Origin of the sequence: Chryseobacterium edaphi (assembly GCF_025628985.1) — a bacterium.
Lineage (GTDB): Bacteria > Bacteroidota > Bacteroidia > Flavobacteriales > Weeksellaceae > Chryseobacterium > Chryseobacterium edaphi.
The window spans coordinates 418898-431623 of record NZ_JAOTEM010000002.1 but is presented as its reverse complement, the minus strand read 5'-3'; the positions used below and the strand labels follow the sequence as shown (position 1 = coordinate 431623).

The following is a 12726-nucleotide window of genomic DNA, read 5'->3' as shown; positions in this document are numbered from 1 at the left end:
TCTAAATATTTAAAATTCAAAGTCTGGAAATATATTTTTCCGGGCTTTTTGTTTTCATGTAACATATTTTGGTTTGTCATACTTACTTTATAAATAACAATAAAATTATTAATTATGAAAACTACCTTAAAAAATCAGTACGTGTACACAAATACCTTTTGATTTCAATCGTTTCCGCAGTGTTCGGATATAATCTTTATCAGGCAATTGTACATTCTGAAAAATCTCACCTTTTTCTGAGTTTTATTTTAATGGCAATTACAATCTATACCTGTAAAAAATATGGTTATAAAACGAAACGTGAAAAAGAAGAAAACAATTAATCAAAAATAATCCCGAAGCATCTTTGTTTCGGGTTTTTGTTTTGTTAAAGACTAAATGATTTAATTAAACTTTTTATTGAATTGAAATGATTTAACAATGATAATTGCAGCAATTTCTATAATTAAAATCATTATTAAATATCCGATAGGTTTTCCTAAATACAGACCTCTGATCAATTTGATTAAACCTAAAATAAATATTGAAATGAGAAAGTAAAAAGTTGTTTTAGAAACAGACTCTTTGAAGAATTTCAGGATAAAAACTGAGAGATAAATTCCCGTTAAAAGAATCAGATAAAATCTTAAAAAATCAGGTCCTTTCAATAAGATCGGGTTGTAAGTTTGGTGTTCTGTCAAAAGCCAAATTAAGCTTATGAAAAACGGAACTGAATGAATGATTATCTTTTTCATAACAATCTTTTTTAGCTTCCGCCACATCCACCACAACCTCCGCCGCATCCACCTCCTCCGCAACTTCCACCACTGCAGCTACTTCCGCCACCACCACAACTTCCACCGTCTGAGCTACCATCACTTTTATTTTTCTTATCCAGATTTGTAGAATCTCCAAACAATGCTCCGGCAATTCCAAATACAAAAAATATAATTACTGCAACTATTCCGAAGGTAATCATCGCAGAACCGGTTTCGTTTGAACACGAATTAAGTAAAGAAAAAGCCAGAATTAAGAGAAAAAATTTAAACCCGAAGTTCCAAAATCTCGATCCGGAGGATTTTTTATTCTGATATTTCCAAATTTCATCAGGAGCTTCTTTCTGGAAAATTTCTTTATAGTTTTCCAAAGTTTCCGAAAACCAGTTTTGATGTTTGCTTTTTTCTTCAAAACCTCCCTTTGAAGGATGATGATGCAAATTCATTTTTAAAACATTCGGGCAAAAATCTTCCCAATAATTCTGAGTGTAGATCAAATGCATATGCCAAACTTTATCTACAATTTCGCTTGGTGAAGCTCCGTTTGGAGAGATACAGCAGAGATAAACGAATTTTTTATATTCTTCAATCGCCTTTTTTGTAAAATCTGCTGTCCAGTTTTCTTCCTGTTCTAATTTTTTTGAGAAAGGAAATGACGCATTTTGAGCATCTAAAGAAAATCCCTGTATTCTTTGCCAAAGATTTTCGTTTCTTAATACAATTTCTGTTTTCATTTTGTTTTGTCTTTTTAATTTTTCTACTCAAATTTCAATTGATTAGAAAATATAAAAGTCCTGTGAAAATCTTTTTTAGAATTAAAAAAATCTTAAATTAGTCTTACAAATCGAAGGAATGAAAAAGGAAGACATTGTACATCTCGAAAAATTAATGAATTTTCTTAGTCTTCATTTTTTGAAGAAAAATAATTGGGAAAATGTTTCAAAAACAGAATGGTCTTATATCGTTGATGAACTCAATGACTTGATTATTAATGATAATGAAGAAAAAAACATTAAGAAAAAAGCAGATATCTTAGGTTCAAATTATCTTTATGAACATTTGATTATCAACAAACTAAAGAAGTTTTACCAAAACGAAAATTCGATTCTGAGCAAACCCAATCTCGCCAAATTGAGTCTCATCGTAAAAGTTTTGGGTTACTCAAATTATATAGATTTTATTAATTCAAATACTGAAACATTCAATTTCAATGATTTGAGAATTGATATGAACAATACGAAGCAAAACACTTTGCTTCTGGATCGGTTAGTCGGTTGTTGGTATTCTTACAACAGAAATTTGCCGGACAATCCGCTTCAGGCAAAAGACGACCGAATCTGGCGTTCTGCCATGGAAATTTATAAATCTGAAACTTCAGGAGAATATTTTATCGAGAGAAGCGGCGGAGATCATCATAAATATTTCGGTAAAGTTACTGCCTATTCAGATTATGTTTTTATCATTATGAATAGTAACACGTTTATCCGCCAGAGACATTTTATCTCAAGAATAAAAGATATCAAGGAGAAGATCAAAAATCCAGAATATAAGCTCTATGAATTGCATTTTATAAGTACTTGTATTAGTTTTAATCAGGAGCCGATTGCTCTTTTCGAAATATTTCAAAAGGTAAGTGACAGAAGAACTTTTGTTCCGGATTCAATCAGTTTTCCCATTGACAGCGACGAAATTCCTTCCTCAATCATTAAACAACTTGAAGATACGGAAGCCAACAGAATTGCTTATAAATAAATAAAAACCTGTTGGTCTATACAATTTAATATTTGGTATATACAATTCTTCCATTCGTCGATAACAGCCTTTTCATCGTACTTTGAGGCATATCTATTGATTCTTTTAAAGCAAGAACAACAATAATTAACCTTAAAATTTGCATTATGAAAAAGTTATTTTTAGTAGCCGGTTTAGTGATCGCATTTACCGCAAACGCACAACAAAGAAGAAACGATGTAAGAAATGATAAAACAGAATTTCGTCAAAACAACAATGATTTCGGTGGCTTAAGACTAAGTCCTGATCAGCAGAGAAAAATTAACGCGCTGTCAAGAGAAAGATTAAGCCAGAGAGAATATGAAATGAGAATCAGAAGAATACTTTCTAAAGATCAATATGCAAAATACACAAGATCTCAGCATAATGATTTTAAAAAAGACAAGAAAGTAGCTTACAATGGCGGTTTCAGAAGATAGAAAATTGATGAACCTTATCATTTAAAAACCTCGTAAATTATTTTCGGGGTTTTTAGTTTCCGACCAGCCAGTCTTTAAAATCTTTTACACGGTCACGACTCACTGTGATTTCTTCAGCAGGCTGAAAATTGAGCTCTACCTTATAATTGGGCGAAGTATGAATGTTTTTTATGTAATCTGAATTGATAATAAACTGTCGGTTGACCCTGAAGAATTTTTTTTCATCTAAAACTTCTTCTAACTCATCTAAAGTAAAATCTGACGGATAACTGCGTTCTGAAGTCTGAAGATAAACGATTTTGTTTTCACTGAAAAAACAGCTGACTTCATGTGTTTGAACGATTTTTAAATTGTATCCAATTTTCACCAGAATTCTTGAAAGTGTCGTTTTATCTTTCTTGATCAACTGCTTAATTTCCTGTACATTACCCGAATTGTCATCCGGCAAAAAAGATTTGAATTTTTCAATAGCTCCGGAGAGATCTTCATCCAAAATCGGTTTTAAAAGATAATCGATGCTGTTCAATTTAAATGCCTTCAAAGTATACTGATCAAAAGCCGTTGTGTAAATAATAAAAGCCTTTGTTGCAATTTTTTCAAAAATATCAAACGACAAACCGTCTCCCAAAACAATATCCGAAAAAATAAGTTGTGGATGATCATTATTTGTAAACCATTCTACGCCTTCTTCCACAGATTCTATCTTTGCAACAAGCTCAATTTCAGGAAATAAACTCAACATTCTTTCAAGTTTTCTTGCTGCTGGTTTTTCGTCTTCGATAATAAGCGTCCTGATCATTGCTTCTTTAGTTTAAATCTGAAATAAAAATAAATAAATCTTTCCGGTTTTAAAAATTAATCGGCTTTTTAGTTTTTTTCAATTCATCTTCATAGATTCTGTTTTCCCACTCGTCATTCAGCACAAATAATTTCACTGCTCTTACGGTAAGAATGATTCCCCAAATTGTCAGAATAACTGATCCGCTGAAAACAGATCTTTCAAAATCTCCTGTTCTGTAATAATTTCTGATTGCAATGATTGCCGCTACAATTCCGAACCATAGAAGGTTTTTGTAGAATTTTTTTAGTTGCTGTACTCTTTCGTATGCCTGATTGTATTTCATGATAAATAGTTTTAAGTGAATAATTTAAATTAAAGTGTCTTTGTATTTTTTCTTTCCTGATCCATCAATTGTTGGATTTTTTTCTCTTCCCAATCTTTTCCGATTCCGAAAACGTTTACAGCATGAGCCGCAATTCCGATTCCCCATCCTAACATTGGCCAATAAAACCATAATTCTCTAGGAGATGTCAAAAGATTGATAACCAATAAAAATGGGATGACAAGGCAGTAAGAAGTTAGATTTCCATAGAATCCTTTAAGATCTTTTACTCTTTTTGCTGCTTTTTCGTACGCTAAATTTTCTTTGTTAAATGATAAATTTTCCATGATATTTAATTTTAAAATTTGATTTTGTTTGTTTTTCTTGAGTCAAATTTATGTCAGAAAGCACATCTGAATCAACTTTATATAACCGAACCGTCAGTTTTGCCGACTGAATAGCAAAAATCCCGACTCAATAGAATCGGGATCATACAATAATTTAATTTTTTCCGCTAAAACACAAATGGAATCAGTCTTTTCGTATTCCTTTTGTATTCCAGATATTCAGTTCCAAATTTCTGGATCAAGGCTTCTTCTTCAATTTTGATGCGATATAAAAACCCTAAAAAAGTCGGTAAAAAAGCTAAAAACAACGAAATCCAATTATTTAAAAATAATCCCAATCCCAGAAAAGTGATAAGTGCAAAAGAATAAGAAGGATGTCTTACAAACCGATAAAAACCACCTTTTTTGATTTGATGATCTTCTTTAATGGAAATGTCTACCGTGAAAAATTTTCCGAGAGATTTGATGATGATCCAGCGGAAGAAAATGCCGGTTAAAATTAAAATTTCACCTAAATACAAAATCCAATATTCATTTCTGATATGAAAAGTGGTAGATCTTGAAATTGCCACCGCCAAAAAAACAGAAGGAAGAATAATTACCCATAAAATATTGAGTGTTGATCGATCTTTCTTCTGGTCTTTCTCTCCCGACTTAAACTTTTGCTTGTAGTAAATTTCACTTAAAAACCATGCAGCAATAGATATATAAAACAAAAGATAAAGTGCATTCATTTTACCTGTTTTTATCCATTAATTCTTTGATTTTCTTCTCCTCCCAATCTTTGCCAAGAATAAAAGTTGGCAGAAAAACACTCAATCCGTGCGCCGCCAAACCAATTCCCCAAAAGAAAGGAAGGCTGATCAAATCCCAGTCCCAGAAAACTTCTCCCGGATCAGGATCAATCGCTTGTGATGCAATGATGAAGATATTTACAAAAAAATATACAATCGCATGAATATAAAATCCTTTAATTTTTTTCATTCGTTTCTCCGCTTCTCTGTAACGGATATCTTGTTCTCTCTTATTTTCCATAGTTATTTTTTTCTAAAATTTCTCTGATTTTCTTTTCTTCCCAACCTTTCCCGATCGTAAAAACACTTACACCATGCGCTACAACACTCATTCCCCAACCCAACATTGGCCAGTAAAACCAATAGTTTCTCGGATTTGTAATTAAATTTAAAATCACCAGAAACGGAATGACAATACAGTAAGAAATCAAATTTCCGTAGAAACCTTTAATTTCTTTTACTCGTTTCTGAGCTCTTTCGTAAGCTTTGTCTTCTGTCTCTACAACGGTATTGACGATATTTGGTTTTTCTGATAAAATGGGCAATTTTACTTTAAAATAATCTTCAGACTTTTCAATAAAAACATTCTTTTTTGTCAGCAGAGAATACCGCTGAACGATATTTGCCAAACCAATTCCTGCACTCTCTTTCATCTGCTCGCGAACCTGTAGATTGTTTTCGATGCAAAGTATATCATTTTCAGAAAAAACTTTTATTAATAATGGTTTTGAGGATGTTGCAAAATTATGTTTGATGCAGTTTTCCAAAAGCAATTGGAGCGAAAGCGGAACTACAAATCTTCGCATGTCTTCTTTTTTCACATTAAATTCAAAATCTACACTGTCTTCAAATCGCGTTTTCAACAATTGACAGTAGGTTTTGGCAAATTCAATCTCATCTTCCACAGTTACCAATTCTTTATCCTTTTGCTCAAGAACGTATCTGTAAATCTTTGACATTGAGGCAGTAAATTTCTGAGCCTGATTGGGATTTTCGTCAATCAACGAACTTAAAACATTTAACGAATTAAAAAGAAAATGCGGATCAAGTTGATTTTTAAGACTTTCAAACTGTGCATTGGCAGATTTCGCAATCAATTTCTGCTCTACGACTTCTTTTCTGGAAGTTTTTTTGAGTTCTTCCATAAAACCTTTTGCATGCAGGAAAGTTGAGATCAGCAACGCAATATTGATTGTAAACCAATTGATGAAATTATATCTTCCTGAAAAATACTCTTCTGTAGAAACCTCTTTCTGAAAAACTACTATATTCATGTAATTACAGAAATATACCAAGATAATATTGGCAATAAGTATAGTAACAATGCTGATTACCGCTCTTTTGGTGGTTGCTTCAGACCAGGGAAATCTTTTGTTGAGAAAATCATTAATTGCACCATTACCAGCGCCAATCAAAAACGAATACATCAAAGAAACAATCAAGCTTAATCCAAAATTCTTCATACTTTTTTCATCTGTAAAAAAAATAAAGAAGAACAAAGCCGTTCCCAAAGAAATCCATAGCAGGATGATAAAACTTTTGCGTTTCATGATTAAGATTTAATGATTCAAAAGTAAATGAAATTATTTTTAGCGAAAATTATTTGTGGTCGAAAGGTCCTTTTTCAAAGCTCAGTCGTTTAAAAAAACCTTCCGAAGAAGGTTGATCAAATAATTTTATTTTGGAGCCTGATTTACAAAATACTCTGCTTCAGATTTCCCCCAATTCGGATCAAAATCAGTTTTGGGTTTATAAGAATTATATTTGTCCAAAGCCATTTTGAAAAGCTCAATCCCTTTAGTCTGGCTACCTCCATATTGTGCAGGTGTGAAATATACATCTTCAGCTTTGATCAAGGCGATTCTTGGGTTATTCGGATCTAGTTTTTCTGCCGCCGCAAATTGCTCAGTAGCTTTTGTTCCAAATGTCATGTATCTTTCCATGGGATTGACCATCATTTTCAGAGAATAAATCATTTTCTGCAACAGTTGAATTTCTGCATTTTTATCCACGCTTTGAGCTTCATCCAGATATTTCTGAGCCTGATCAGCAATCTCGTCCAATCCCTGTACTTTGTTTTCTCTCATCAGAATTCTTCCTTTCTGAATGTAAGAAAATGCTGCATAATAACTCGGCTGCCATTTTCCTTTTTCTTTTTCGGCAATTCTCTGAAAATCGTTGGCTAAAATCTGAAAATCTTCCGGTGTTTTAGACGTCTCGATTTTGGCGATTTTTTCTTTCATTACTTTTTCGTAAGCGCTCTGAGCAAAAGACAGTAAACTGAACAGAACTAAAGTAAAACTTAAAATTTGTTTTCTCATTGTTTTAATATTAAAGGTTTATATTTTTTGAATAAATTTAAAGATTATTATTGATTGCATCCTGAGTTTTATCGACCCCAAAACTGATAAACATTCCTACAAAAACAAAAGTATTGACCGGCGGAACGATGGCTGAACTATTTCCGTTCTGTGAAAAATTATAGCCGTAAATGTTTTTTGTTCCTAAAACATTTGATACACTCAAAACAAATATTGTGAAAGCTTTTGCATCTTTCTTACCTAAATTTGGGAGATAGTTGAAGCTTAAATTCAATGCATTATAATCTTTTAATCTTCCCTGATTTCTAGGATAATTTACCATTTCACCGTTTACTTCTTTGGTAATAATATCGTAATAAGGTCGTCCTTTTGCGTAAGTGTAAGAAAGATTAACTCCGGTTTTCCATTTAGGGATAAATCTTTTGGCAACCACAGAAAGTGTATGTTCGGAAGCAAAATTCGGTTTTAAGCTGAAAGGATAATTCAGGAAATCTCTTTTGGAATCCAGAAATGAATAGCTGATCCAGTAATCAATATTTTCGAATGTTTTTTTGTCTCTCCAGAATAATTCCAGTCCTTTTGCGAAACCATTTCCGTTATTATTAAAGGCTGTTTGTACCTGTTGATTCTGATCTGCGTTTGGAATAATATTTTGAGTTTTTATCAGTTCATCATATTTTTTATAAAATGCTTCAAACCTCAAACTTCTACCTTCTGTTGATCTTTGAACTTGAAAAATAAAGTGCTGCGATTCCTGAAAATCTAATTTTGCAGAAGAGTTAATGTATTTACTTTCAGCATTTTGAAAGAACAATCCGTAGGCGAAAGATGTTGTCCAGTCTTTTGCCAAACGATAAGCCAATGCAAAACGCGGAGCGATGTTGGTTTTATTTAAATAAGAAGAATTTTCTGCTCTCACTCCAATTTTTGCTGACAAATGATTGCTGAAACCCAAATCTGTTTCCATAAAAGCGGAAGAAATTAGATCACGGTAGTTTTTATTAATTTCACCGAAATTCAGTTTTTCATTTGCATTATTTAATTCAAAACCACCACGTAGAGCACTAATTTTATTGATCTTTCTGTCGACAACTGCTTTGAAATTGATATAATTTCCGTCATTCAAAACTTGTGATTCACCACTTTCTGCATTATTTGTTTCTGTTGAAAATTTTAAATCCGATTGATTGTAAGAATAAGAAGTTCCCACATTCAGAAGATATTTTCCGAATTTTTGTTTGAAAGAAAGATTGTGATAGGTATTTTTTCCTTTTAATTTGACCAAAGAGAAATCATAATTGGGTTCTAAACTTTCCGTTTTTACGCCCATTGTATTGGTGTCAAACATTCCGTAATATTTTAAAAAACCACCCGATTTTGTTTTTAATCTAAAATTCATATCTCCGTTAAAACCTTGCGGTGCATCGATAAAATCAGTGTTAAAATTAAAAATTTTCTGCATCAGATTCAGGTTAGAATATCCTGCTGTAGCTCCGTAAGAATAGTTTTTGTTGTCACTCAATTTTTGAAAACCCGCGTTTAAAAATATCGGAGAAACTCCAAAATCGTATGAACTCTGATCAGGGAGATCTACACTTTCAAGCATTAAAGCACCCGACAAAGCCTGGCCGTACAAAGCAGAATATCCTCCACTCGAAAAAATATTTCCTTTAAAAAGTGAAGTATTGAAACGATCCCGTCCCGCAATTCCGGGAACTGAACTGGAGAAATAATTATTGATCAAACTTCCATCCATGAAAATTTTAGACTCGGTTCCGGTTCCGCCACGTACAAACAGACCTTCCGCTTCACCCACTTTCTGTACGCCGGGAAGATAATTTAAGGCAGAAGAAATTTGTCCGTCTGCTCCTGCGGTTGTGTAAATATCGATCGGTGTCAACAAAGCTGTAGCTCTTTTTTTGTCACTTGCTTCAATTGATCCTGCGGAAACTACAACAGCATCGATTTCGTTGATCTGTTCTTTTAATTCTGCATTGATTGTTTGATTTTGGTCATCAATTGTGATTGGTTTTTCAATTTCGTAATATTTTACATGGGTAAATGTTAGCTTTTGAGCACCTTTTTCTGAAGTTTCAAATGAGAAATTACCGCTTGCATCGGTTGTTGCGCCGTCGTAAGTATCTTTTAAAGTCACATTAACCTCAGCAATTCCTTTGTTTTTGAAAGTCACTTTCCCTGAAATTTTTACCTGAGCAAAATTCAGAATAATTGAAAAAAAGAATAAGATGAATATGATTTTATGAATATTCGATTTCATGTCTGTAAGTTTTAAGCAAAATTATACAGGATATTTGAGATCTCTGAATCTTTATTACCGAATGGTCATATTTTTGCTCTGAATGGAATATTATCACTAAAATATGATCATATGAAATTTCAGACATTAACTTTATTGGCAAGTTGTGCTTTATTTGCGGCATCTTGCAGCACAAGCAAGACTTATAACATTATAGCTAAAAGCGGAACACAAACTGGTGGAACGGCTAAATTTACACAGGAAGGAAATGACGTTGTTATGGATCTTGACGTAACCAATCTGACTCCCGGAACTCACGCCGTTCACATTCATGAAAAAGGTGACTGTTCTTCCCCCGATGGCGAATCTGCAGGAGGACACTGGAATCCGGGGAAACACGACCATGGAAAATGGGGAACCGGAAGTTTTCACATGGGAGATATCGGAAATCTTGAAGCCGATAAAGATGGAAAGGCTAAACTGACTTTTAAAACCGATAAATGGTGCTTAGACTGCGTAGAAGAATCGAAAAACATTATGGGCAAAGGAATTATCATTCACGCAGGTAAAGATGATTTTATGACACAGCCGACCGGAAATGCAGGAGGAAGAGTTGGATGTATAGAAATTAAATAACTTTCTTCTTATAAAAACAAAAAGCGGCGCTAATCGAAATTAGCACCGCTTTTATTATATTGAATTTATCCTTTAGCTTTCATTTCTGCGATAATATTCATCGCTTCCTGAAGGTAAGTATCTTTCTTTAGATTTTTGATCCACATTTCAGATTTTTTCTTGAATGCTTCATCTTTTTTCTCTCTTTCGATTTCTGCAGGATACATTGAGAATTTCAGCCCGTTTTCAAATTTCGTTAAAGCCTTGAATTTCTCGATCTGAGCTTTTCTCTGCTTCATCAGATCATTGAATTTATTGATATTCAAAGTGATTGTTTCTTCTTTATCCAACTGCTCTCTCCATTTTGCAGACTCCAGTAATAGCTGATAATTTTTGTTGTTAGCCATTCTGTCGTTGCTAGATTTCTCTAAAGCTTTCACATCAAAATAACTTAGTTTCTGATAATTTGAACTAGGAATTTTATCCCAAGCTAAAGCAAATTCGTCATATCTCTCACCAACTTCTGCATAAGTAAAGAAATCTTCCATTCTGATATCTGAAACAATTCCTTTTCTTTGGTTTGACTCACCACTGATTCTGTAGAATTTCTGAATTGTCAGTTTTAATGATCCGAAATCGTCCTCAGTATTTAAAAATCTGTTCAGATCAACAAAAGTCTGTACGGTACCTTTTCCGAAAGATTGTGGCGAACCAACAATAATTCCTCTTCCGTAATCCTGCATTGCACCGGCTAAAATCTCAGATGCTGAAGCTGAAAGTTCATTTTGCATTATTACCAAAGGTCCTGTCCAAACCGGTGTTTCCTGCTTATTTTTCAAAGTCTGGATTTTTCCGTTTCCGTCTTTTACCTGAACATAAGGTCCTGCATTCATGAATAGTCCCATAATGTCACCAACTTCCGTCAATGAACCACCACCGTTATTTCTAAGGTCTAAAACAATTCCTTCAATTCCCTGAGCTTTCAGTTTTACGATTTCGTTTTTGATGTCATCAGAAGCATTTCTTCCTTTTTCATCTTCAAAATCTGCGTTGAAACTTGGTAAATTAATGAATCCGTATTTTTTTCCGTTTGGAGAATTTACAATAATACTTCTTGCGAAAGTATCTTCAATTGCTACTTCTTCACGAAGCATTGTCACCTCAACAATCGTTTTATCTTTTTTCTGAACCGTCAAAGTTACCGGAGTTCCCTTTTCACCTCTGATCAGTCTTACCGCTTCATCAGAAAGCATTCCAACAACGTTTACAGCATCTTCATTAGGTTTAGATCTTACCTTAAGAATTTTATCTCCTTCTGAAAGCTTTTTCGATTTCCAAGCCGGTGCACCAATCGTCAATGCTCCAAGGAAGAGATTCCCTTTTTTCTCCTGAATGATTGCCCCGATTCCGATCACTTTTCCTTTAAATTGAGTATCGAAATCTTCTTTATCTTTTGGTGAATAGTAATTGGTGTGCGGATCAAAAACTTCTGTATAAGCATTCATATAGACTGTAAACCAGTCCATTTTTTTTCTTTTCTTGAATCTGGTAAAGGTTTCTTTCACCAAATCTTTAACTTCATCCGTTGCTTTTGTCATTTTTTGCTGAGGAGAAAGCATTTCAAGTTTGATCGTGTCTTTCAGCTTAAATTTCTGCACAGAATCTTTCTTTTCTTTCTGAGCTTCTTCTTTGCTGTTCATCGATTCAATCTCCTGAAGGATATTGTATTTGATGAATTTTTTCCACTCATTATACTGCTCCTCTTTGTCTTTAGGAACATTTTTAAGCTTAGCTTCTAAAGTCAAAGTTTCATCTTCTTCTAAATTGATCGGTTTGCTGAAAATCTCCTGCGTGATTTTATCAATTTCATCAACTCTCTGATACAATCTGTCAACGGTAAGTTTGTAGAAAGAAAGATCTCCCACGTTCAGATAATCATCAAGCTTGGTTTCATGCTTTGCAAATTCTGCCATGTCCGACTGCACGAAATATCTTTTTCCGGGATCGATCATCTCAAAATAATGCTTGTAAACATCTTTTGAATACGCATCATTGATAGGTTTTGGGCTGTAATGTAAATATGAAAGAGTGTTTTTAACGCTCACCATTATCGTCTGCATTTTCTCATCGTCATTTTTCGGCGAGTTGAAACAAAACATAAGACTTGTTAATGGAATAAGGAGTAGAAATTTATTTAGTTTAAAATTTTTCCACATAAATCTGTATTGTATATTTTATTAAGTTTAAAAAAATCATTCAATAAGTAGCATTTCTTAAATGACTGTTACAAACTATCAAATTTAATACCTTATTTATAATTATCA

General features: G+C 33.3%; 15 protein-coding genes. 4 read left to right on the top strand and 11 right to left on the bottom strand.

All coding sequences use genetic code 11. The features are described 5' to 3' along the window. The first annotated feature begins 158 nt into the window (after positions 1-158). A complete protein-coding gene (locus tag NZ698_RS10200; RefSeq protein WP_263003008.1) occupies positions 159-323 on the top strand; it encodes a hypothetical protein in 165 nt (54 codons plus the stop codon). A gap of 60 nt (positions 324-383) precedes the next feature. Here the strand turns inward: NZ698_RS10200 and NZ698_RS10195 are convergent, their stop codons facing one another. After that, complete coding sequence (locus NZ698_RS10195; protein WP_263003007.1) at positions 384-734, bottom strand: hypothetical protein; 351 nt, start codon at positions 732-734, stop codon at positions 384-386. Positions 735-745: 11 nt separating this feature from the next. Then, positions 746-1489 carry a glycine-rich domain-containing protein gene (locus NZ698_RS10190; protein ID WP_263003006.1) on the bottom strand — a complete coding sequence of 248 codons (744 nt, stop codon included), beginning with the start codon at positions 1487-1489 and terminating at the stop codon, positions 746-748. Between the two features lie 118 nt (positions 1490-1607). Here NZ698_RS10190 and NZ698_RS10185 point away from each other — a divergent pair, with 118 nt between their 5' ends. Next, positions 1608-2507 (top strand): hypothetical protein, encoded by a 900-nt coding sequence (locus NZ698_RS10185; RefSeq protein WP_263003005.1) that lies wholly within the window; start codon positions 1608-1610, stop codon positions 2505-2507. Between the two features lie 146 nt (positions 2508-2653). Then, on the top strand, positions 2654-2965 hold the full coding sequence (locus NZ698_RS10180; protein ID WP_263003004.1) for a hypothetical protein: 312 nt from the start codon (positions 2654-2656) through the stop codon (positions 2963-2965). A gap of 52 nt (positions 2966-3017) precedes the next feature. Here the strand turns inward: NZ698_RS10180 and NZ698_RS10175 are convergent, their stop codons facing one another. The 8 genes from NZ698_RS10175 to NZ698_RS10140 all read right to left on the bottom strand — a co-directional run bounded on the left by NZ698_RS10175 (position 3018) and on the right by NZ698_RS10140 (position 9808). Beyond that, positions 3018-3764, bottom strand: coding sequence for a LytR/AlgR family response regulator transcription factor (locus NZ698_RS10175; RefSeq protein ID WP_263003003.1), 747 nt, complete (start codon positions 3762-3764; stop codon positions 3018-3020). Between the two features lie 49 nt (positions 3765-3813). Beyond that, entirely contained in the window at positions 3814-4089 is a 276-nt protein-coding gene (locus tag NZ698_RS10170; protein ID WP_263003002.1) for a 2TM domain-containing protein, read from the bottom strand. 29 nt (positions 4090-4118) lie between these two features. Next, positions 4119-4415: a 2TM domain-containing protein gene (locus tag NZ698_RS10165; RefSeq protein WP_263003001.1), complete on the bottom strand. Its 297-nt coding sequence runs from the start codon at positions 4413-4415 to the stop codon at positions 4119-4121. Between the two features lie 167 nt (positions 4416-4582). Beyond that, positions 4583-5149 (bottom strand): methyltransferase family protein, encoded by a 567-nt coding sequence (locus NZ698_RS10160; RefSeq protein ID WP_263003000.1) that lies wholly within the window; start codon positions 5147-5149, stop codon positions 4583-4585. Position 5150: 1 nt separating this feature from the next. Further along, positions 5151-5450 carry a 2TM domain-containing protein gene (locus NZ698_RS10155; protein WP_263002999.1) on the bottom strand — a complete coding sequence of 100 codons (300 nt, stop codon included), beginning with the start codon at positions 5448-5450 and terminating at the stop codon, positions 5151-5153. Further along, positions 5440-6759, bottom strand: a complete 1320-nt coding sequence (locus NZ698_RS10150; RefSeq protein WP_263002998.1) for a 2TM domain-containing protein — start codon at positions 6757-6759, stop codon at positions 5440-5442. Before NZ698_RS10150 ends, NZ698_RS10155 begins: the two co-directional genes overlap by 11 nt. A 126-nt stretch (positions 6760-6885) precedes the next feature. After that, positions 6886-7530: a hypothetical protein gene (locus NZ698_RS10145; protein WP_263002997.1), complete on the bottom strand. Its 645-nt coding sequence runs from the start codon at positions 7528-7530 to the stop codon at positions 6886-6888. Between the two features lie 37 nt (positions 7531-7567). Then, positions 7568-9808, bottom strand: coding sequence for a TonB-dependent receptor (locus NZ698_RS10140; RefSeq protein ID WP_263002996.1), 2241 nt, complete (start codon positions 9806-9808; stop codon positions 7568-7570). Positions 9809-9919: 111 nt separating this feature from the next. Between NZ698_RS10140 and NZ698_RS10135 the strand changes: the two genes are divergently transcribed. Beyond that, entirely contained in the window at positions 9920-10423 is a 504-nt protein-coding gene (locus tag NZ698_RS10135) for a superoxide dismutase family protein (protein ID WP_263002995.1), read from the top strand. A gap of 65 nt (positions 10424-10488) precedes the next feature. On the opposite strand, the gene NZ698_RS10130 is transcribed toward NZ698_RS10135, so the two are convergent. Then, positions 10489-12618, bottom strand: coding sequence for a carboxy terminal-processing peptidase (locus NZ698_RS10130; protein WP_263002994.1), 2130 nt, complete (start codon positions 12616-12618; stop codon positions 10489-10491). Positions 12619-12726: the final 108 nt, after the last annotated feature.